This is a genomic window from Shewanella algidipiscicola, assembly GCF_900380485.1.
Classification (GTDB): domain Bacteria; phylum Pseudomonadota; class Gammaproteobacteria; order Enterobacterales; family Shewanellaceae; genus Shewanella; species Shewanella algidipiscicola.
Genome location: NZ_OXJV01000022.1, coordinates 82809 through 102491, shown reverse-complemented (window position 1 = coordinate 102491; position 19683 = coordinate 82809). Strand labels below are relative to the sequence as shown.

Annotated in this window: 16 protein-coding genes; 6 read left to right on the top strand and 10 right to left on the bottom strand. The window is 47.9% G+C overall.

Features of this window, described 5'->3' with window-relative positions:
• Positions 1-181: 181 nt before the first annotated feature.
• From ilvA to ilvC, 6 genes are all read right to left on the bottom strand, one after another.
• On the bottom strand, positions 182-1732 hold the full coding sequence (gene ilvA, locus DN599_RS18495; RefSeq protein ID WP_110459068.1) for a threonine ammonia-lyase, biosynthetic: 1551 nt from the start codon (positions 1730-1732) through the stop codon (positions 182-184).
• 1 nt (position 1733) lies between these two features.
• Positions 1734-3584, bottom strand: coding sequence for a dihydroxy-acid dehydratase (ilvD, locus tag DN599_RS18490; RefSeq protein WP_110459067.1), 1851 nt, complete (start codon positions 3582-3584; stop codon positions 1734-1736).
• A 161-nt stretch (positions 3585-3745) separates the two neighbouring features.
• Positions 3746-4669, bottom strand: coding sequence for a branched-chain amino acid transaminase (locus tag DN599_RS18485; protein ID WP_110459066.1), 924 nt, complete (start codon positions 4667-4669; stop codon positions 3746-3748).
• A 22-nt stretch (positions 4670-4691) separates the two neighbouring features.
• On the bottom strand, positions 4692-4994 hold the full coding sequence (gene ilvM, locus DN599_RS18480; protein ID WP_110459065.1) for an acetolactate synthase 2 small subunit: 303 nt from the start codon (positions 4992-4994) through the stop codon (positions 4692-4694).
• Positions 4991-6664 (bottom strand): acetolactate synthase 2 catalytic subunit, encoded by a 1674-nt coding sequence (ilvG, locus tag DN599_RS18475; RefSeq protein WP_110459064.1) that lies wholly within the window; start codon positions 6662-6664, stop codon positions 4991-4993. The genes ilvM and ilvG overlap by 4 nt, the downstream gene beginning before the upstream one ends.
• A gap of 513 nt (positions 6665-7177) precedes the next feature.
• On the bottom strand, positions 7178-8659 hold the full coding sequence (gene ilvC, locus DN599_RS18465) for a ketol-acid reductoisomerase (RefSeq protein WP_110459062.1): 1482 nt from the start codon (positions 8657-8659) through the stop codon (positions 7178-7180).
• A gap of 179 nt (positions 8660-8838) precedes the next feature.
• Between ilvC and ilvY the strand changes: the two genes are divergently transcribed.
• Positions 8839-9729: an HTH-type transcriptional activator IlvY gene (ilvY, locus tag DN599_RS18460; RefSeq protein WP_110459061.1), complete on the top strand. Its 891-nt coding sequence runs from the start codon at positions 8839-8841 to the stop codon at positions 9727-9729.
• Positions 9730-9773: 44 nt separating this feature from the next.
• Here ilvY and paeA read toward each other — a convergent pair whose 3' ends face one another.
• Entirely contained in the window at positions 9774-11090 is a 1317-nt protein-coding gene (gene paeA, locus DN599_RS18455) for a polyamine export protein PaeA (RefSeq protein WP_110459060.1), read from the bottom strand.
• 383 nt (positions 11091-11473) lie between these two features.
• Here paeA and DN599_RS18450 point away from each other — a divergent pair, with 383 nt between their 5' ends.
• From DN599_RS18450 to DN599_RS18440, 3 genes are all read left to right on the top strand, one after another.
• Entirely contained in the window at positions 11474-12997 is a 1524-nt protein-coding gene (locus DN599_RS18450) for a YifB family Mg chelatase-like AAA ATPase (RefSeq protein WP_110459059.1), read from the top strand.
• A 264-nt stretch (positions 12998-13261) separates the two neighbouring features.
• Positions 13262-14143, top strand: a complete 882-nt coding sequence (locus DN599_RS18445) for an acyltransferase (protein WP_110459058.1) — start codon at positions 13262-13264, stop codon at positions 14141-14143.
• A gap of 30 nt (positions 14144-14173) precedes the next feature.
• Entirely contained in the window at positions 14174-15121 is a 948-nt protein-coding gene (locus DN599_RS18440) for an acyltransferase (RefSeq protein ID WP_110459057.1), read from the top strand.
• A gap of 293 nt (positions 15122-15414) precedes the next feature.
• On the opposite strand, the gene DN599_RS18435 is transcribed toward DN599_RS18440, so the two are convergent.
• Together DN599_RS18435 and DN599_RS18430 are read right to left on the bottom strand one after the other, a co-directional pair.
• Positions 15415-16518: a branched-chain amino acid aminotransferase gene (locus DN599_RS18435; protein WP_110459056.1), complete on the bottom strand. Its 1104-nt coding sequence runs from the start codon at positions 16516-16518 to the stop codon at positions 15415-15417.
• 173 nt (positions 16519-16691) lie between these two features.
• The gene (locus DN599_RS18430) at positions 16692-18110 is read right to left on the bottom strand and encodes a lipase family protein (protein WP_110459055.1); all 1419 of its coding nucleotides are present in this window, start codon (positions 18108-18110) and stop codon (positions 16692-16694) included.
• Between the two features lie 198 nt (positions 18111-18308).
• On the opposite strand from DN599_RS18430, the gene DN599_RS18425 reads away from it, so the two are divergent.
• Positions 18309-18899: an outer membrane beta-barrel protein gene (locus DN599_RS18425; RefSeq protein ID WP_110459090.1), complete on the top strand. Its 591-nt coding sequence runs from the start codon at positions 18309-18311 to the stop codon at positions 18897-18899.
• A 322-nt stretch (positions 18900-19221) separates the two neighbouring features.
• Positions 19222-19428, top strand: a complete 207-nt coding sequence (locus DN599_RS18420; protein ID WP_110459054.1) for a cell division protein ZapB — start codon at positions 19222-19224, stop codon at positions 19426-19428.
• 23 nt (positions 19429-19451) lie between these two features.
• On the opposite strand, the gene DN599_RS18415 is transcribed toward DN599_RS18420, so the two are convergent.
• Positions 19452-19664 carry a DUF1107 domain-containing protein gene (locus tag DN599_RS18415; protein ID WP_110459053.1) on the bottom strand — a complete coding sequence of 71 codons (213 nt, stop codon included), beginning with the start codon at positions 19662-19664 and terminating at the stop codon, positions 19452-19454.
• Between the last annotated feature and the right edge of the window lie 19 nt (positions 19665-19683).

Here is a 19683-nt window from a genome sequence, read left to right as displayed (position 1 = left end):
CGCCTGCCCTACCACATCCCTACGTATTCACAGTTATGTCTGTGCCATGAGTGGCATCTTATTAGTGTCGTTAATTATTCGCGCTTAGTATACGAATTCAATGTGTTACCCATAGCAAGATAACATATAAAAGGACGCAGCAGCGTCCTAAAATCGTCTCATTTAACCGCAAGCATATCGACTACTCTCGATTATCTAAAAACAGCTTATAGGCTGGGCTATGGGTTTCCTCTTGATAGACAAAACCTACATCGGTTAAAAACTGCTGAAACGCGATAGCATCGCTTTCTGGCACTTCAAACCCCGCAAGTACCCGACCATACGCGGCGCCGTGATTACGATAATGAAACAAACTGATATTCCATTTACTCTGCAAAGTTGTCAAAAACTTAAACAAGGCACCGGGATGCTCTGGAAACTCAAAGCTAAACAGGCGCTCCTCAAGCTCCTCTGGCGGATGCCCCCCCACCATATAACGTACATGCAGTTTTGCCGTCTCGTCATGGGAGAGATCTTGCACTTCAAAACCATCGCCCTCTAATCTGGCAACTATCTCATCGAGCTCAACCTGCCCCTGTGACAAACGAATGCCCGCAAACACCACCGCCTTATCACGACTGGAAAAACGATAGTTAAACTCGGTCATGGCACGCTTGTCTAATAGCTCACAAAAGCGTAAAAAGATACCGGGACGCTCTGGCACTTTAACCGCCAAAATAGCCTCTTTTTGCTCACCTAGCTCACAGCGCTCCGACACATAACGCAGGCTGTGAAAGTTTACGTTGGCACCGCTTAAGATAGCAGCGACCTTCTGGCCTTTACCCTCGTCACCAATATATTTTTTCAGTCCAGCCAGTGATAATGCACCTGCCGGCTCGGCTATCGCGCGGGTGTCTTCAAAAATATCTTTAACCGCAGCGCAGATCTCATCAGAGGTCACGGTCACCACGTGGTCGACATATTCACGTGCTAATCGAAAAGGCTCTGCGCCAATCTGTTTTACCGCCACACCATCGGCAAATAACCCCACTTGCGATAACACCACACGCTCATCGGCTGCAAGCGCCGCTTTTAGACAGGCAGAGTCTTCTGGCTCGACCCCGATAATCTTCACCTGCGGCATAACCGCTTTGTAATAAGCGGCGATACCCGCGATCAGGCCGCCACCGCCAACAGGCACAAAGATCACCTCGAGATCGCGCTGTTGCTGCAACATCTCTTGCGCAATCGTACCTTGACCTGCAATAACCGCCTCATCATCGAACGGGGCGACATATACGCGCCCCTCATCTTGAGCGAGTTGCTGGGCATACTCATTGGCCATATCGAAAGACTGACCATGCAGCACCACAGTGCCACCAAGGCGGCGCACCGCATCGACCTTAATTTCGGGAGTGGTTTCTGGCATCACGATCACCGCGCTTATTCCACGCGCCGACGCCGACATTGCCACCCCTTGCGCATGATTACCCGCAGAGGCGCATACTACGCCACGCTGGCATTCTTCGGCATTGAGCTGAGCGATACGGTTATAGGCGCCGCGCAGCTTAAACGAGTGCACAGGCTGCATATCTTCGCGTTTAAGAAACACTTGGCAGCCTAAACGTGCAGAGAGCTTATTTAGGCTAGAAAGTGGGGTGATTTTAGCCACATCATAGACAGAAGATAACAGTATCTTCTGCAGATAATAGTGCGCTAAATCTAACTGAGATTGTGAGGCTAATGCCAACATATTAATCCTCCAGCTTGCTAACATCTCGCACTGCGCCTTTATCGGCACTAGTCGCAAGCATGGCGTAGGCTTTAAGCGCAAGCGATACTGCGCGCTGTCGATCTTTGGGTTTCCACGCCAGTTTGCCACGCGCCTGCATCTCTGCGCGGCGGCTAGCCAGTTCTATCTCGCTAACCGCCAGCTTAATGGTACGAGCAGGGATATCGATTTCGATTCGATCCCCGGTTTCAACTAAACCTATGGTGCCACCAGCTGCGGCTTCTGGTGAGACATGACCGATAGATAAACCCGATGTGCCGCCAGAGAATCGGCCATCGGTGATAAGCGCACAAGCCGCACCTAGGCCTTTAGATTTCAAGTAACTGGTTGGGTAAAGCATCTCTTGCATGCCAGGGCCACCTTTAGGGCCTTCATAGCGAATGACCACCACATCACCCGCAACCACTTCACCACCTAAGATACCGGCGACGGCATCATCTTGGCTTTCATAAACTCGAGCACTGCCCACAAAAGTATGATTCGCTTCATCGACGCCAGCGGTTTTGACGATACAACCATCCAGCGCAATATTGCCCGACAAGACAGCTAGGCCACCCTCCTGGCTAAACGCAAATTCACGGGTACGAATACAGCCCGCTTTACGGTCGACATCGACACTTGGCCAGCGGCAATCTTGGCTAAAGGCTTTGGTGGTTGGAATACCGGCTGGCCCTGCTGAGAAAAACTTGTGCACCGCTGCATCACTACTTTGGGCGATATCATATTTAGCCAATACCGCTTTAAGGCTTTCACCGGCAACATGGCTCACATCGGTATGCAGCAAGCCGGCTCTGTCTAGCTCACCTAAAATGCCCATTACGCCACCAGCACGATGGACATCTTCCATATGATACTTGGGTGTCGATGGCGCCACTTTACAAAGGTGCGGCACCCGACGCGACATTCTATCGATATCGGCCATGGTAAAATCGACACCGCCCTCTTGAGCCGCTGCTAACAGATGCAATACGGTATTGGACGAGCCGCCCATGGCGATATCCAGTGCCATGGCGTTCTCGAACGCTTTAAAGTTGGCAATATTGCGTGGCAAGGCTGATTCATCGTCATGCTTATAGTAGCGAGTCGCCAGCGCCATTACGCGGCGACCCGCCTCTAAAAAGAGTTCACGGCGATCGGCATGGGTAGCGAGCATAGAACCATTACCCGGCAAAGATAAACCTAGCGCTTCGGTCAAACAGTTCATTGAGTTGGCGGTAAACATGCCTGAACATGAGCCGCATGTTGGACAGGCGCTACGCTCAATTTTTTCACTGTCTTCATCTGAGATACGGTCATCCGCCGCGGCCACCATGGCATCAACCAGATCCAGCTTAATGATCTTATCCGATAGCTTAGTCTTGCCCGCTTCCATCGGCCCGCCCGAAACAAACACCACAGGAATATTAAGACGCAGCGCCGCCATTAACATACCAGGGGTGATTTTGTCGCAGTTTGAGATACACACTAACGCATCGGCGCAGTGGGCATTGACCATATACTCAACGCTATCGGCGATCAGCTCACGTGACGGTAGACTGTAGAGCATGCCGCCGTGGCCCATGGCAATACCATCATCAACCGCGATGGTATTAAACTCTTTGGCGATACCGCCCGCGTCTTCAATGGCGCCAGCCACTAACGAGCCCATATCTTTCAGGTGGACATGCCCCGGCACAAACTGAGTAAAGGAGTTGGCAATGGCAATAATCGGCTTACCGAAATCGTTATCTTTTACCCCTGTCGCTCGCCAAAGTGCACGAGCACCGGCCATATTGCGACCTTCGGTACTGGTAGCTGAACGTAATTTTGCCATGAGATTGCTTCCTTTTTATCGATAGGCGATATCACATCGCCTAGCTTTGAATATTTGCCCTCTGATAACGCTATCGCATTGTCGGGCTTTTAACTAACCTAATCTTTTATAGCAACAACTGATGACTCTGTTATACAAACAGCGACTCTGTCGTCAACCGCTTAGAGTGGCTCTAGCCAACCCCACTTGTCTTCTGTTTCGCCATTAAATAGCCCAAAGAAGCTCGCTTGAATGTCTTTAGTAATAGGCCCGCGCTTACCCACGCCTACCTCGATACGGTCCACACTTCGCACCGGCACAATTTCGGCGGCGGTACCTGTCATAAACATCTCATCGGCTAAATATAAAAACTCGCGCGACATCGGCTCTTCCACCACTTCATAACCCTTATCTCGCGCCAAGGTAATAATGGTGTCACGGGTGATGCCCATTAAGATCGCTGCCGTGGCTGGCGGGGTATACAGCTTATGCTTTTTAATGACGAACAGATTAGCGCCCGCGGCTTCGCTGACGAGGCCATTGACATCGAGAGCGATACCTTCGTCAAAGCCATTACGTTTTGCTTCTGTGGAAATTTGCAAAGATGACAGATAGTTACCACCGGCTTTCGCTCCAGTCGGAATGGTATTTGGCGCAAGACGATTCCAAGAAGTTACCGCCACATCGACGCCGCGCTCCATGCTGTCTTCGCCTAAGTAGGCACCCCAAGGAAACGCAGCCACCATTAATTCACATTTGGCATCTTTAGGCGGAGTGATCCCCATCCCCACATCACCATAAAACGCCAATGGGCGGATATAGGCACCATCTAACTTGTTGGCAAGCACAATATCTCGGCAGGCTTGCATCGTTTGCTCAAAGCGATAAGGAATTGGCATACGGTATATTTTTGCCGAATCATACAGTCGCTGCACATGCTCAGTTAGACGAAAACCCGCTGGGCCAAGATGAGTCGCGTAAACACGAATCCCCTCAAAGACTGAGGTACCATAATGCAGCGCATGCGACATAACATGCACCTTAGCATCGCCCCACGGCATGATCTCACCATTAAACCAAATCAATTCTGCAGTTTTTGCGGCCATAATATTTTCTCATCTATAGGGCTTAGGCGTTTAGGGCGCTAGCGGGTTGTATTTGTGTTGTAGATAGTCTTGTCGTGAGTTTTGTTGATAGCTGTTCGGCCGATAACACTTTGCACTCGGTGACATCAATCAGTTTATTAAGCTGATGGCTGAGCAGCTCTAGGGCTCGCTCGCTCTCCACCACCATGTCGACCTGTGTGGTGCCGTTAGCAGCCAACTGCATATCTAGGGTAGTGACTTTAAAACCGCGATGGCGCACGACACGTAATACGCGCTCTAACACTTCGGGCTGCTGAACTAAGGTTAAGGCTAGGTTATAGATCATGTCTGTTTCTCCATCTCATCCATCATGTCGCGGTTACACGCCCCAGGAGGTACCAGTGGCCATACGTTATGGGCTTCATCGATTCTCACATGCAGCAGAAACGGCCCTTGAGTGTTAAGCATTTCATCAAGCGCAGCGTCAACCTCCGCGCTGTGGGTAATGGTGCGCCCTGGAATATCAAACGCCGACGCCATAGTGACAAAATCAGGGTTATCGGACAGGTCGGTTTCACTAAAGCGCTCTTCAAAAAACAGCTGTTGCCACTGTTTAACCATGCCCAACTTCTGATTGTCGATAAGCAGAATTTTGAGTGGAATTTGACGACGCTTAACTGTGGTGAGCTCCTGCACATTCATCATAAAGGAACCATCACCTGACACCGCGACCACACAGGCATCGGGACGCGCGACTTTTGCGCCAATCGCGGCCGGCAAACCAAACCCCATAGTACCAAGGCCAGCGCTAGACAGATGATCTTCAGGGCGTCGAAACCACATGTGCTGCGCAACCCACATCTGGTGTTGACCCACATCACAGGCAATCACACTGTCTTCGGGTAATTTATTTGCCAGACTATTGAGCATTTTAGGTGCAAAAATCAGCTCGCCTGGCCTGTCATAATTCCATTGATGTTGTGCCTTCAAACCAGCAATTTCAGCCAACCAAGGGGCGATAGCCATCGGCTGGGCAATTGCAGGCAATATTTGGCGTAGATCCCCTGCAATGGCCACATCTGGGCGACGCAGTTTACCGAGCTCGGCGACATCGATATCCAGATGCAATACTTTGGCATGTTCGGCAAAGGTGGCTAACCGCCCTGTCACGCGGTCATCGAAACGCGCGCCCACCACGATAAGTAAATCGCACTCCTGCACGGCAATATTCGCCGCTTTGCCGCCATGCATCCCCAGCATACCCAAGTAACCTTCACTATCATGGGTAATACTGCCAAGCCCTTTGAGCGTCGCGACCGAGGGGATACCAGTCACATCGATGAAATTTCGAAGCTGCTCAACCGCACCCGCCATGCCCACACCACCACCCACATACAGCATGGGTTTGCTCGATTTTGCTAGCAGTGCTCTGGCCGCTGCAAGCTGACTTGCATCCGCCTGAGGCTCTGCCATTAAGCCCAATAGCGGCGTTTTGTAATCGAGCATGGCTATTTGAATATCTTTAGGAATATCAACCAGCACTGGGCCTGGACGGCCAGATGCGGCAATCTCAAAGGCGCGATACAGAGTCGGTACAAGCTCATCGATATCGGTCACCATAAAGCTATGCTTGGTACATGACAGCGACATACCCAATACATCAATTTCCTGAAACGCATCGGTGCCAATCACGGCGGTAGAAACTTGACCGGTAATAGCGACCAAGGGAACCGAATCAAGCAGGGCATCGGCCAGCGCAGTCACAAGATTGGTCGCACCCGGCCCCGATGTGGCAAAACAGACCCCAGTTTTACCACTCGCTCTGGCATAGCCTACGGCAGCAAATGCGGCCCCTTGCTCATGACGACTGAGCAGATGTTCAACCGGCGCGCCATACAGGGCGTCATAGATGGGCATAATTGCGCCGCCTGGATAACCAAATACTGTGGTTACACCATGCGCGGCAAGTACTTTGATAACGGCGTCTGCGCCTCTGATCTGCGGCCCTATTTCCATGTACTACATCCTGCATTTTAAGTGTTGTCGGGGTTAAGCAAACGGCCTAAACCGTTAAAAACAAAAAACCCCCGGTCCTTTCGGAGCGGGGGTTCTTGTTGCAATCTTGACCTAATTAGGTGGTTTGATGCGCCATACGATGCCCCCGCTGTGATTTAATAATCACCACGGTAATAATCTCGATAATGAGCAGGGCAGCTTGGTTAAACATAATGTATGGGTAATTCCTAATCAGTGTGTTTGCTTAAATTCGGTATCTACAATGTTAAAATTCAGTAGACCTTTTAATCAATACCACAAAGCCTGTGAATAACACAACCAAAACCTGCAGCTATCTGTCAAAACTGTTAATCGTCTCTGTCGAACGACGACTTCAGATAAGACTACCGCGATAACCTTTCCACTCATCGGACAAAATTATCCGCTATGTTCAGTCATCCTAGAGCAAACATAGCTTGGTATTTATTGCTTTAAGCCCACTGGTTTAAGCTGGGCTAATTGATATTGAATTAATTAAGCTTCTTCAACGATGCGCTTCATTTCGGTCATATAACCGCGAAGTTCGGCACCGATATATTCAACGGCGGTATGACGAATCGCCTCGTTAACCTCGATTAAGCGCAGGTTATCGACGCCATTGCCCTCATCTTTAAGCCCACCACCTAAATACTCTGGTGACATCTGGTTGACATAATCACGCAATAACGGCACTGCAGCGTGGTTAAATAGATAACAGCCATATTCGGCGGTATCTGAAATAACCACGTTCATCTCATACAGGCGCTTACGTGCAATGGTGTTGGCAATCAGCGGCGTTTCATGCAGTGACTCGTAGTAAGCCGACTCTTCGACAATACCGGCTGACACCATGGTATCGAACGCCAGCTCTACACCCGCTTTAATCATGGCAACGAGGAAGATACCCTTGTCGAAATAAGCTTGTTCATCAATCGCTTCATCGCACGTTGGCGCATTTTCAAAGCCTGTTTCATTAGTCTCGCTGCGCCACTTAAGCAAGTTAGCGTCGTCATTAGCCCAGTCTGCCATCATGGTTTTCGAAAACTCACCACTGATGATGTCATCCATGTGCTTTTCAAATAACGGCGCCAGAATGCCTTTTAGCTCTTCTGCCATCTCAAAGGCTTTAATTTTTGCAGGGTTAGATAGGCGATCCATCATGTGAGTGATACCACCGTGCTTAAGTGCTTCGGTGGTGGTTTCCCAGCCTTGTTGGATCAGTTTCGCCGCATAACCAGGCTCTACACCGTCGGCAACGAGCTTGTCATAACCTAAAATGGCACCCGTTTGCAGCATGCCACATAAAATAGTCTGCTCACCCATCAGATCAGATTTCACTTCGGCGATAAATGATGAGTGCAGCACGCCAGCGCGGTCACCGCCCGTGGCGCTCGCATACGCTTTAGCCACTTCAAAACCGTCACCCTTAGGATCGTTTTCTGGGTGTACGGCAATCAGGGTTGGTACACCAAAACCACGCTTATACTCTTCACGAACCTCAGTGCCCGGACACTTAGGCGCTACCATGATCACCGTGATATCTGGGCGCACTTGCATTCCCTCTTCGACAATATTGAAGCCATGAGAATAAGACAGCACTGCGCCCTGTTTCATCAATGGCATCACACTATTAACGGCATCGGTGTGCTGTTTATCGGGAGTCAGGTTAAGCACTAAATCCGCATCAGGAATGAGCTCTTCGAACGTACCAACGCGGAAACCGTTACCGGTCGCCTTTTGATACGAAGCGCGCTTTTCTGCAATCGCCTGTGGGCGAAGTGCAAATGAGATATTGAGGCCCGAATCACGCATGTTCAAACCTTGGTTAAGGCCTTGAGCGCCACAACCTAGGATCACAATATTCCACTCTTTAATGTAATCACAGCCTTGGCTAAATTCGCTGCGGTCCATAAAACGACATTGACCTAGCTGTGCTAATTGTTGACGCAAATTCAGAGAATTAAAATAGTTAGCCATCAGATATTCCACCTTTGAGTGAGGACTTAAAAACGGGCTCAACCGACGATGGCTAAGCTGTGATTAAAATCACTATAGCCTATGGCGCTTATTGCTTAAAATGATATATTCGAAACATCACATTGCATTTTATGCAACAATATTCTTAACGTTACACTACAAGGCACCGAGGGGATTTCGTGGATATTCGCACCATCAAATTGTATCTGCACCTGTCTAACTGCCTGCACTTTGCGAAGACCGCCCAGCAGATGCATGTGAGTCCTTCAACATTAAGCCGCGCTATGCAGCGCTTAGAAGAGGAGGCGGGCGCTAAACTGTTTGAACGGGATAACCGCAGCGTGACCCTCACAAGTGCAGGGGTGGAATATCGCCACTTTGCCGAACAAACTTTAGATAATTGGAACAAACTGAAATATCGGCTCGATCCTAAGCAAGATAGATTACGCGGCCGACTTAATCTTTACTGCTCGGTAACGGCAGCATATAGCCATCTGCCCGGGTTATTGGACCGCTTTAGAAGCGAGCATCCATTGGTGGAAATCGCCCTCATCACTGGCGATGCGGCTAATGCTGTGGATATGGTGAAACAAAACCGTGCCGATATTGGTATCGCCGCCAAACCAGACACCCTGCCAGAATCACTCAGCTTTATTAAAATCGACGATGTCCCCCTTGTTATCATCGCGCCTACGTTTAAATGTGCGGTGCAGGAGTTACTGTGTGAGTCGTATATCCCTTGGGATAGGCTACCGTTTATCATCCCCGAACATGGTCCGGGGCGGCAACGTATCGATAACTGGTTTAAGCAATTAGGGCTTAATGCCAATGTCTATGCCCAAGTCTCTGGCCAAGAAGCCATTGCCTCTATGGTCGCGCTAGGCTGTGGCGTCAGTATTACTCCAGAGGTGGTGATCAATAACAGCCCGGTAAAAGATAGGATCCAGCAGTTAGCATCGCCTGTCGCAATTGCGCCTTTTGAGTTGGGGTGTTGCAGTAAAAAAAGCCGCGAAGACGAGCCCGTTATCGCGGCATTTCTGCAAGAGTTACAACGCATGAGAAGGTCGTAAGCCACGCCAAAGAGTTAACCAGCACTGGCGGTCAACTTGTACAACTAGTCGATGGGGAGCAAAGGTTCATCCTGCGTATCGATGCGTGTCACCATCAACTGGTCAACTTTATAGGCGTCAATATCGACCACTTCAAACTTGTAACCAGCGTAATTAACAAACTCGGTACGCTTAGGGATTTTACGTAGCATATGCATCATAAAGCCGGCAATGGTTTCGTAATTTTGGCTCTGTGGAAATTGCTCAATGTTAAAGGCGCGCATCACATCTGTGATGGGCGTTACCCCATCCACCAGCCATGAGTCTTTATCACGGGCAATGATCTGCTCTTCACTCTCGTGCAACGACCACGCGCCCATCACCGCGCTTTGCAGATCGTTGGTAGTGACAATCCCCACAACCAAGGCGTATTCATTCATCACCACGGCAAAGTCTGAACGGGTATTTTTAAAATACTCCATGGTTTCAGACAGGCTCAAACTATCAGGGATAATTAAGCAATTACGCACCAATGGGCTGCCCTTAAGGGTGATGCTTTGACCATTAATCACTCGGATCAACAACTCCTTAGCGTCTACCACCCCTTTAATGCAATCAAGCTGGCCATCACACACTAAAAACTTGGTATGTGGATCGTTAGTGATTTTACGCTTGATATCCTCTTCGCTGTCCTGCAGCAAAAAATAGACCAAACTCTCACGCGCCGTCATCGCCGAAGTGACAGGAACGGTTTGCATTTCAAACACATTCTCCATCATCTGCTGCTCACCCTTATCGAGTACGCCCGCCTCGGTCCCCGCAGCCATAACCGCGTAAATATCATCCGAGGTCACCTGATCATTACGCACGGTTTGAATTTGCAATATTCTAAACACAAAAGTGGCTAAGCCATTAAAAAACCACACTAATGGACGCAGTAGCACTATACATAACATCATAGGGCCAACCAAAGCCACAGCCACACGCTCGGGGATCGCCATCGCGATCCGTTTTGGCATTAAATCGGCAATCAAAATAAACAGGCTGGTAACTATGGCAAATGACAAGATAAAGCTTAACTGCCCCAGCCAAGGTTCAGTGACCCAGCCAGTTAAAGCCGCTTTAACATAGGGGGTAAATGCCGACTCACCGACAATACCGCCCATAATCGCCACAGCATTAAGCCCTATCTGTACGACAGTAAAAAAACTGCCTGGTTGAGCCTGCAGTTTAAGCACTCTTTCCGCCCGTAAATCACCTTCATCGACCATTTGACGCAAACGGATTTTACGCGCCGCAGCCAAAGCAATTTCAGACATGGAGAAGAAGCAACTGATGCCAATTAACAACAAAATAATCAATGCATTATCAACAAAACTCATTTTACACCTAATTCTTCAAGGCAGTGGTCAATAGCGACCGAGCAGCCACCTCTACGCGGTACATTGGCACTTAAGTCATATGTACATCTAATCGTAACAAGATGTGAGCTGCCATAGGTATCGGCTCTAGTGCCAACAGGATGCAACAAGATCAAGATAATGTCAGCTCAAGCCCATCGAAAACCCAATCTCGATGCCAATATGCCGCTCGACAAGATAATGTCACAATCTGGCGTCTATATATCAGAAAATAGCCAATAGGCAACATAAATCGACATATTTTGCTTAAATAACGGGCCTATTTTTAACTGCTACACTTACACTTGCGTACTTAGCCCTACTTCTTACAACCTACAATAGACTAAAAACAAAAGGATTTGTTTATGGCGATTGCCTGTGTCACCACCAGAGCCAGTTTAGGGGTCGAAGCTCCCGAAGTTATCGTTGAAGTCCACCTCAGTAACGGTTTGCCCGCCTTCAATTTGGTCGGTCTGCCGGAAACCTCAGTCAAAGAGGCTAAGGAACGAGTGCGCAGCGCGATAATCAATGCTGGATTTGAATTTCCACAGCGACGAATAACCGTCAACCTCGCCCCAGCGGATCTCCCTAAACAGGGAGGCCGTTATGATCTGCCGATCGCCATCGGCATCTTGGCGGCATCGAAACAGATCCCTGTCGCCATGTTAAAAGATCATGAATTTGTCGGTGAACTCGCATTATCTGGGCACATTCGTCAATGTCAGGCCCTCTTGCCTGTGATCGTTTTTGCCCGCAAGCACCACAAGTACTTAATCTTGCCCCTCGGCAACCGCAGCGATGCCGAATTAGTCGGATACCACAACAGCTTTTTTGCCACTCACTTACAAGGGGTCAGTGCCTACCTTCACGGACAGCAATCCCTACCGAGTATTGCCACAGGTTTAGAGTGGATTGCTAGCGATGCGCCGCCGCAATCAACCTGCTTAAGCGATGTGATCGGTCAATATCAAGCCAAGCGCGCCTTAGAGATTGCCGCAGCAGGTAACCATAACTTATTGTTTTTGGGGCCTCCTGGCACAGGTAAAACCATGTTGGCCAGCCGGATCATTCAGCTGCTGCCGCCTTTGAGTTATGACGAGGCGTTAGAGGTGGCTGCGATCCATTCTGTCGCGGGGCAGACCGTACCCAAAGCCCAATTTTATCAGCGCCCTTTCCGCAGCCCCCACCATACTAGCTCATCTATCTCACTGGTCGGCGGTGGCAGTCACCCCAAGCCAGGCGAGATCTCTTTAGCTCACCGAGGCGTCCTATTTTTAGATGAAGTCGCTGAATTTCCAAGAAAAGTGCTCGACTGTTTACGTGAGCCTATGGAAACTGGTGAGGTCGTCATCTCACGGGCGGCGGCTAAACTCACCTTCGCCAGTCGCTTTCAGCTTATCGCAGCCATGAACCCCAGTCCCTGCGGCGATACCGCTAACGCACGGGCAACACAAGATCAAATACAGCGCTATCTGTCACGCTTATCGGGCCCATTTATCGATAGGTTTGACCTGACCATAGATGTCCCTCGACTGCCCGAAGGCACCTTGACGCAGCAACAGCACGCCGCCGAAACCAGCGCGACAATAGCAAGCAGAGTGAAGGCCGCTCGAGAGCGCCAACTGAGCCGTGCTGGCGTATTGAATGCTGAGCTGAGTGGCAAACAGCTGACGCAAACCGGAGGATTTTCACAAACGGATCTGGAATTTTTAGAGCAAAGTGTCAATAAACTTGGGCTTTCAGTAAGAAGTTATCATCGACTGCAGCGCGTAGCCCGCACCATTGCCGACTTAGCACAATCTCAAACGGTAGATCGCAGTCATATCGCCCAAGCCTTAGGTTATCGCGCCATGGACAGGCTACTTAACAGCCTGAAAAATAGTTATTAACGCCTCTAACCTATTAATCATTTTGCGCTTAGTTTTCAAGTTTGATGTTTTTATGGAAGGCTTGAGCGATGATGCTTAGCCTGCTGCGATGGCTTATGTTACAACAGCCCCCTCCCACCACGTAAAGAATCGCACTTTTGAGCGATGGCTACGGCGTTAAAACCAGCAGTATAAAAATTGAAAAATACCCTCTGATATTAAGAGCATTGAGCTAAAGCCTTAGGCCGAGTAACATAGGTCTCCAAATTTTTTATGGGGAATTTAATGGGCTCTGTTATATCGCTAATCAGAGGCAGCCTAGCATTTAGCTGTTATGTGATTAACACCATCTTCTGGGTAATACCTATCTTATTGGTAAGTATAATAAAAATAATCCCAATCGGGCCATTACGCACTGGGTGTAGTTATATACTCGATCATTGCGCGACAGCATGGATCAGTGTTAATACCTTCATTGAGCGTATCTTTCATCCGGTCGAGATTCTAATTGAAGGCGATGCCGAGCTGTCGCCAAAAGAGTGGTATATGGTGATCGCGAATCATCAATCTTGGGTCGATATTCCGGTACTACAACGCATATTTAATCATAAGATCCCATTTTTAAAGTTTTTCCTCAAACAACAGCTAATTTATGTGCCCGTTCTGGGCTTGGCTTGGTGGGCACTCGACTTTCCTTTTATGCGCCGCTATACCAGCGCGCAACTGCGTAAAAACCCTAAGCTTAAGGGCAAAGACATAGAGATCACCCGTAAAGCCTGTGAAAAATTTAAATATAAACCTGTGAGTGTAATGAATTTTGTCGAAGGTACCCGCTTTACTGCGGCCAAACATCAAAAACAAAATTCTGAGTTTAAACATTTGCTTAAACCCAAGGCTGGCGGAATGGCATTTGCTCTGTCAGCGATGGGCGGACATATCCACAAGCTGGTCGATGTGGCTATCTATTATCCTGGCAATACCCCCAGTTATTGGGATTACATCTCGGGTAAAGTCAAGCAGATAAGAGTCCATATAAAGGTATCTGATATCGCTAGTGAAATGCGTGGGGACTACCTAAACGATAGAGCGTTTAAAATCGGTTTCCAGGATGAGTTAAACCGTATTTGGAAAGAGAAAGATAGCGTATTAGACAAGCTAGCTAAGTAATAACATGTAATAAAAAGGGACTTCTAAAAGATGTTAAATTTTTTGCCCGGCCCAGTATTATTCGCCCTCAGCATGATGTTGTTGATCATCAACACTGTCTGGTGGAGTAGCCTCATTTTTATAGGCGGTCTAATCAAGCTTCTGGTACCGATAACCGCCTTTAGAAATATGCTGACCCACATAATGAACCGCTTTATGTGGGGCTGGGCGTGCTGTAACGGCGGTATTTTATATCTCATCGCCAAGATAGAGTGGGATATTGAGGGGCTAGAAGGGCTACGTAAAGATGGTTGGTATCTACTGATTAGTAATCATCTTAGTGGCTTCGACATTGCTGCTCTCACCTACGTATTGCGCAACAACATCCCGATGTTAAAGTTTTTTCTCAAAAAAGAGCTACTATACGTCCCGTTTCTTGGGCTAGGTTGTTGGGCCTTGGATATGCCATTTATGAACCGAACTAGCGCTAAGCAACTAAGGAAGAACCCTAAGTTAAAAGGTAAAGATCTACACACTACGCGGCGCGCCTGCGAAAAATTTAAAACTATCCCTACTGCTATTATCAACTATGTCGAGGGCAGTCGTTTTACTAAAGAAAAACACGCACGCCAACACTCACCTTATCGCTACCTGTTACGTCCTAAAGCGGGTGGCATCGCCCTTACGATTTCGGCCATGGGCGAGCAATTTACCAACCTATTAAATGTAACCTTGGTCTATCCAGATTCTGAAGGCGACACCCTTTCAGAAGTGATGCAAGGCAAAATCAAACAGATTGTGGTCCGCATAGAAACCTTGCCCGTTCCAGAGGTTGATGATGCTCGCTATTTTAATGATGCTGATTGTCGCGCTCAATTTCAACGCTGGCTCAATGGAGTTTGGCTGCAAAAAGATGAGCAGATCCATCAAATTTTGCAGCGTTATCACTCACACCAACTAGTGACTGACAAGCTAACATCTAGCCCAACTCAGCAGTAACTCCCGCTACCGATAAGCGCGCCCAGTCATAGCGCGCTCATTAACCACTAAATGTGGCCCTAGTTTCCCGTTAGTCATGCATTTTTGATTCACTCTTGATGGTTAACATGCCACTCGATTGTGTTGTCAACCTCATAAACTAATATTGTGATCCTCAATGACGCACTGCGCCAATACGATGCCTGAGCGTGCTAATGTCACCATATTACTCGACGAATAGAGCCGCCAAATGGCCTAAACATTAGATAAAAAACACATAAAAAAAGCGCTTTTTATGAATATCACGGTAATGACTAATGCGATATAACTGGTTCCACTCGCTCAACCCGTCCAAGCCAGCCATTTGGCGCTGGGCGCAGCCCTTTTTGAATATCGGTTAACACTTGGTAAATACGCCGAGTATGCTCACCCACTTCACCATTACCTACCGTGACCACACGGTTATCTTCGAAAATATAAGAACCCACCGGAGAGACCACCGCGGCGGTGCCAAACCCACCCGCTTCGATAATCTCACCTGACTCAATGTCGCTAATAAACTTATCCAGCATCACCGTCTCTTGGCGCACTTCACAGCCTAGCTGCTCACCTAAATCTAATATTGATTGCGAGGTAATAGACTTTAAGATGGTATCGGTAAACTTAGGAATAATAATGGTACCATCTTTGAGCACATGGAAGTGGTTCATCGCCCCGACTTCCTCAATCTGCTGGTTATTAGCATCAAGATAAAGCACCTGCGCAGCACCATACTCGGCAGCAGCCTTACCTGCTTTCAACGATGCTGCATAGTTACCCGCCGCTTTAGATGCGCCAGTACCACCAGACACCGCACGATGAAAACGCTTACTTATAAGCAGACGAATTGCCTTATCGAAGCCATCAGCATAATAAGCACCGCTCGGACTCAACATCACGCAAAAGGTGTATTGCTGACTCGGACTCACCGACAATCTATCCTCTGTGGCAAAGATAAACGGGCGAATATAAAGACAGGCTCCCTCTTGCATCGGGAACCATAAACGGTCGACGTCAATTAAGGCATTAATACCCGCCAGCTGCATCGCTTCGGGCAACGCTGGAATACAGAGAATATCGGCACTGGTATTAAGACGCTCGGCATTTTTATCTAAACGAAAAGTATAGATCTCACCATCTTGGTGCATAAAGGCTTTGGCGCCTTCAAACACGGATTGGCCGTAATGCAGTGCAATAGCACCAGGCGCGACCTCAAACGGGCCATAAGGGACAACTCTCGGATCTCGCCACTCACCGTCGCGATAATCCATCAAAAACATATGATCAGTTCTTAGGTTACCAAAACCCACATTGGTTTCGGGCTCAAACTGCTCAGTACGACGTTCACATGCAGGTTTTAAATTATAGTTTATGTGCATTGCATACCACCTTGATTACTGAATAAGCAGACTATGGATGCATCGCAATAAAGTCAAGCCAAACCACAGCGCTCAGTAAGCCCGTAGGCATATGCTTTAGTACAAATTTATGGACGCCAAAGTAAAAATTTTATGTGTTAACTAACCCTAAACTCGTGTCTGAAAAGTCAGCGTTAGTAGTCCTTTGCTTTAGTCTGCTTAAAATCGGGCTCTTCACCGACATGGGTCAATTGAACAGTATTTGCAGCAATATGGCGCTGAATAATCAAGTCCAACATCAAGGTTTTGTCCGCAGTAATCAATTGCGCTAACTGTGCTGGCATACAATGAAATTCGGCACTTTTATAATAAGTAAAACCACTTTCTGGCCGAGCGACCAACTTAATCCCCAATTTACCTGCACTGATTTTGGCTAGCTTTCGGGCATCTAGATAAAAGGTGATCACATTGCCATTGACACTATTACGCTGCTTATCAATCACTAAGCCTCGCGGTAATTTACCCGGATGATAGTCATCACCCGCTAACAGATAGAGATCAAAGTCGGTGACCCGATAACCCAAATGATCACTAATACGCAGCACCAACATACAACAGGGTGAGCCCGTACGTTGACTGGCTGACGCATGTGACATTTGCGCGGATAATTGTCGATAGTCATGGCTGTTCGTTACCGACAAACACGCTAATATCCTTTGCACCACCGGCTTTTTATCGGCATTACGCCGAGTGACAGAGTTCAGGATCCCCATTTTCTTATGACTGTGGCTAGCCCGCGGCAACACTTCAAATGCACACTCTTGCTGTGGCTGCTTTAATTGTTGCAGCGTAAACAGCTGCTCGAATTGGCCATTATAACTGCGGCATTGAGCCTCACCTTGCTGTAATACACCATAGACAAAATTCATGTTCGCAGCACATACCCGCACCACCCCATCAGAGCCAACTTCGCCTGTATAGCTATTCACATAGTCATACAGGGCCGAGTCGATACTTTCGCCAGTGAGTACAAACGGATAAATCTGTGCTGATAAAAGATCCCAATTGAGCCACTGCAGGTTGAGTCGATGCTGACCATCGCTGCCAAGCTCTAACCAATCTAATACCTGCTGGCCCGGCTCAACCCCATCAAACCAGGCTTTGAGACGACTCACACGCGACTTACCCAATTGTGCTAGCGCTGAACCATGGTTCGCTGGGGCCAACATCACTAAATGTGTTAATGGTGAGCGCGATAAGCTGGCCCTTAATTGCTCAGCAGATCCACCAGCCACTCCTTGACCTAAGTGGCTTACCCCATCGGTAGCCGAGCCATAATATCGCGCCAACCATTGGCGGATAAGGGGGCCGCCCGTTGAATGGGTGATGACCGAAAACTCGCTATCACCGAGTTCACGCAAGCGCGCCGCTTCAAATGCAATAGCAATATCATCTAAGGTCACCGCATCATCAAAGCTAATGTAACGCCCCAAATAGATATGCTGTACTTGCAATGCTAATGACGCAGGCGCCAACTTAACCAAGGCTTGTGGCAATTCGCCGTAAGTGGTGGTGCTAGTCACTCCCCACCCATGTATAAACACCAATTTCATGGTCTGATCCCCTCTCTTCAACTTAACGGTTTGCCAACCATAGCGATGGATTGTTTGCTCGAGCAGATTATCTGTGGCTTTGTTGATAAAAAAGGCTTAATTATTCATCTAGATATTATTCAGTTATCGTTCAGCTCGCTTGAAATACTATGGCCTCAACGAAAGACAGTAACACTTTATTTCATCAAGGAGCATATTATGAGCAGCAAACAATTAGCCCTAGCAGTAACCGTTGCAAGTGTATTATCAGCCCCAGCCATGGCCGCTGATTGGTTCATCGGTGGCGGTGTAGGCGCCCAGCAAAATACCTATAAAGGGGCTGGGCAGGGAGTCGATCCCGAATTTAATAATGATTATTTTTCTATTAAAGAGCGTGAGAATGACGCCGTATACGAAGTCAGAGCAGGTGCATACTTAAATGATAATAATCGTATCTATACCACTTACTCCTATAATTCAGACGATCTAGCCAAGCAGCAAAGTTTACTGCTTTCATATGACTACTTGCTTGGTCTTGATGCCAGCAATAAGCTCAACTGGTTTGTTGGTGCTACGGCAGGGGTTAATCACGTCAGTCCCGACACCTCATACCTCTCGTCAAAAGACCGTTTTGTCTGGGGTGGTCAAACGGGATTGATGTATAAAATTAACGATAATTTAAGCTCAGAGATTGGTTACCGCTATCTTAAGCAAGACTATGATGCAGGGATCAGCACAGATGCTGGTTCAGCCTCGTTCTCACTTGACGATAGCCAGCAAGTCTACCTGTCTGTTGATTACCGCTTCTAATCTAGACTCGTTCACCACACAAGGCCGTTATCTATGGATAACGGCCTTGTGTTAATAAGTCATTCCCCCTTTAAATTGAGTGACAATGACGAATATATCGCTTCCCACGCCCTAAACAGATCTAACCCCACGGCATCGCAATCGCTAAGCTTATCTCTTTAAAATAACGGCAAAAATGTTACCTATGCCACCAAGCATAAAAATAAACGATGTTTAATCGAATTATCGAATGATTTTTAGACAATTAGTATAAATTAGCTATTCACTGTGATAGCGGCGCTGATAGAATCATAGACCCATCCAGAAACTATTAGGACTCCCGATGAGCCTTGAACTACTGTCCAAGCTGGAGACAAAAATCCAAGCTGCACTCGAAACGATTGAGCTACTAAAAATGGAGCTCGAAGAAGAGAAACAAAAGAACAGCAGCCTAAGCGAAAAAAACCAACAATTGAGCCAAGATCTTCATTCATGGAATGAAAAAGTCACTGGCCTTGTGGGTTTATTAAATGACGAAGTGAGCGAGTAAATTCACTCACTAACAGCGAAGATCTAAACCATCTTCGCTTCGTTATGCTGACGTTCTATTAACTGATTCAACTCGATAATAGCTTGCTTCACTCGAGGTAAACTTTGTCGTGGCAGTAAAAACCGCCCTTTATCGAATTCCAGTCGACCCAAATCCTTGACCCAGATAACACCTGAAACAAAAATGCGTGCATGTTTTACAATGAGTTTAGGGGCGTAAACGGGGAAAAACCTCATAAGACCTCCAAGCAAACGG

What these genes read in the sequence shown, in the direction of transcription:
- ilvD (WP_110459067.1), bottom strand. Translation starts at nt 3,584, where the DNA reads ATGGCAAAATTACGTTCAGCTACCAGTACCGAAGGTCGCAATATGGCC.
- ilvM (WP_110459065.1), bottom strand. Translation starts at nt 4,994, where the DNA reads ATGATCTATAACCTAGCCTTAACCTTAGTTCAGCAGCCCGAAGTGTTA.
- DN599_RS18435 (WP_110459056.1), bottom strand. Translation starts at nt 16,518, where the DNA reads ATGCACATAAACTATAATTTAAAACCTGCATGTGAACGTCGTACTGAG.
- DN599_RS18415 (WP_110459053.1), bottom strand. Translation starts at nt 19,664, where the DNA reads ATGAGGTTTTTCCCCGTTTACGCCCCTAAACTCATTGTAAAACATGCA.
- DN599_RS18425 (WP_110459090.1), top strand. Translation starts at nt 18,309, where the DNA reads ATGAGCAGCAAACAATTAGCCCTAGCAGTAACCGTTGCAAGTGTATTA.
- DN599_RS18420 (WP_110459054.1), top strand. Translation starts at nt 19,222, where the DNA reads ATGAGCCTTGAACTACTGTCCAAGCTGGAGACAAAAATCCAAGCTGCA.
- ilvC (WP_110459062.1), bottom strand. Translation starts at nt 8,659, where the DNA reads ATGGCTAACTATTTTAATTCTCTGAATTTGCGTCAACAATTAGCACAG.
- DN599_RS18485 (WP_110459066.1), bottom strand. Translation starts at nt 4,669, where the DNA reads ATGGCCGCAAAAACTGCAGAATTGATTTGGTTTAATGGTGAGATCATG.
- DN599_RS18450 (WP_110459059.1), top strand. Translation starts at nt 11,474, where the DNA reads ATGGCGATTGCCTGTGTCACCACCAGAGCCAGTTTAGGGGTCGAAGCT.
- ilvA (WP_110459068.1), bottom strand. Translation starts at nt 1,732, where the DNA reads ATGTTGGCATTAGCCTCACAATCTCAGTTAGATTTAGCGCACTATTAT.
- DN599_RS18430 (WP_110459055.1), bottom strand. Translation starts at nt 18,110, where the DNA reads ATGAAATTGGTGTTTATACATGGGTGGGGAGTGACTAGCACCACCACT.
- DN599_RS18440 (WP_110459057.1), top strand. Translation starts at nt 14,174, where the DNA reads ATGTTAAATTTTTTGCCCGGCCCAGTATTATTCGCCCTCAGCATGATG.
- paeA (WP_110459060.1), bottom strand. Translation starts at nt 11,090, where the DNA reads ATGAGTTTTGTTGATAATGCATTGATTATTTTGTTGTTAATTGGCATC.
- DN599_RS18445 (WP_110459058.1), top strand. Translation starts at nt 13,262, where the DNA reads ATGGGCTCTGTTATATCGCTAATCAGAGGCAGCCTAGCATTTAGCTGT.
- ilvG (WP_110459064.1), bottom strand. Translation starts at nt 6,664, where the DNA reads ATGGAAATAGGGCCGCAGATCAGAGGCGCAGACGCCGTTATCAAAGTA.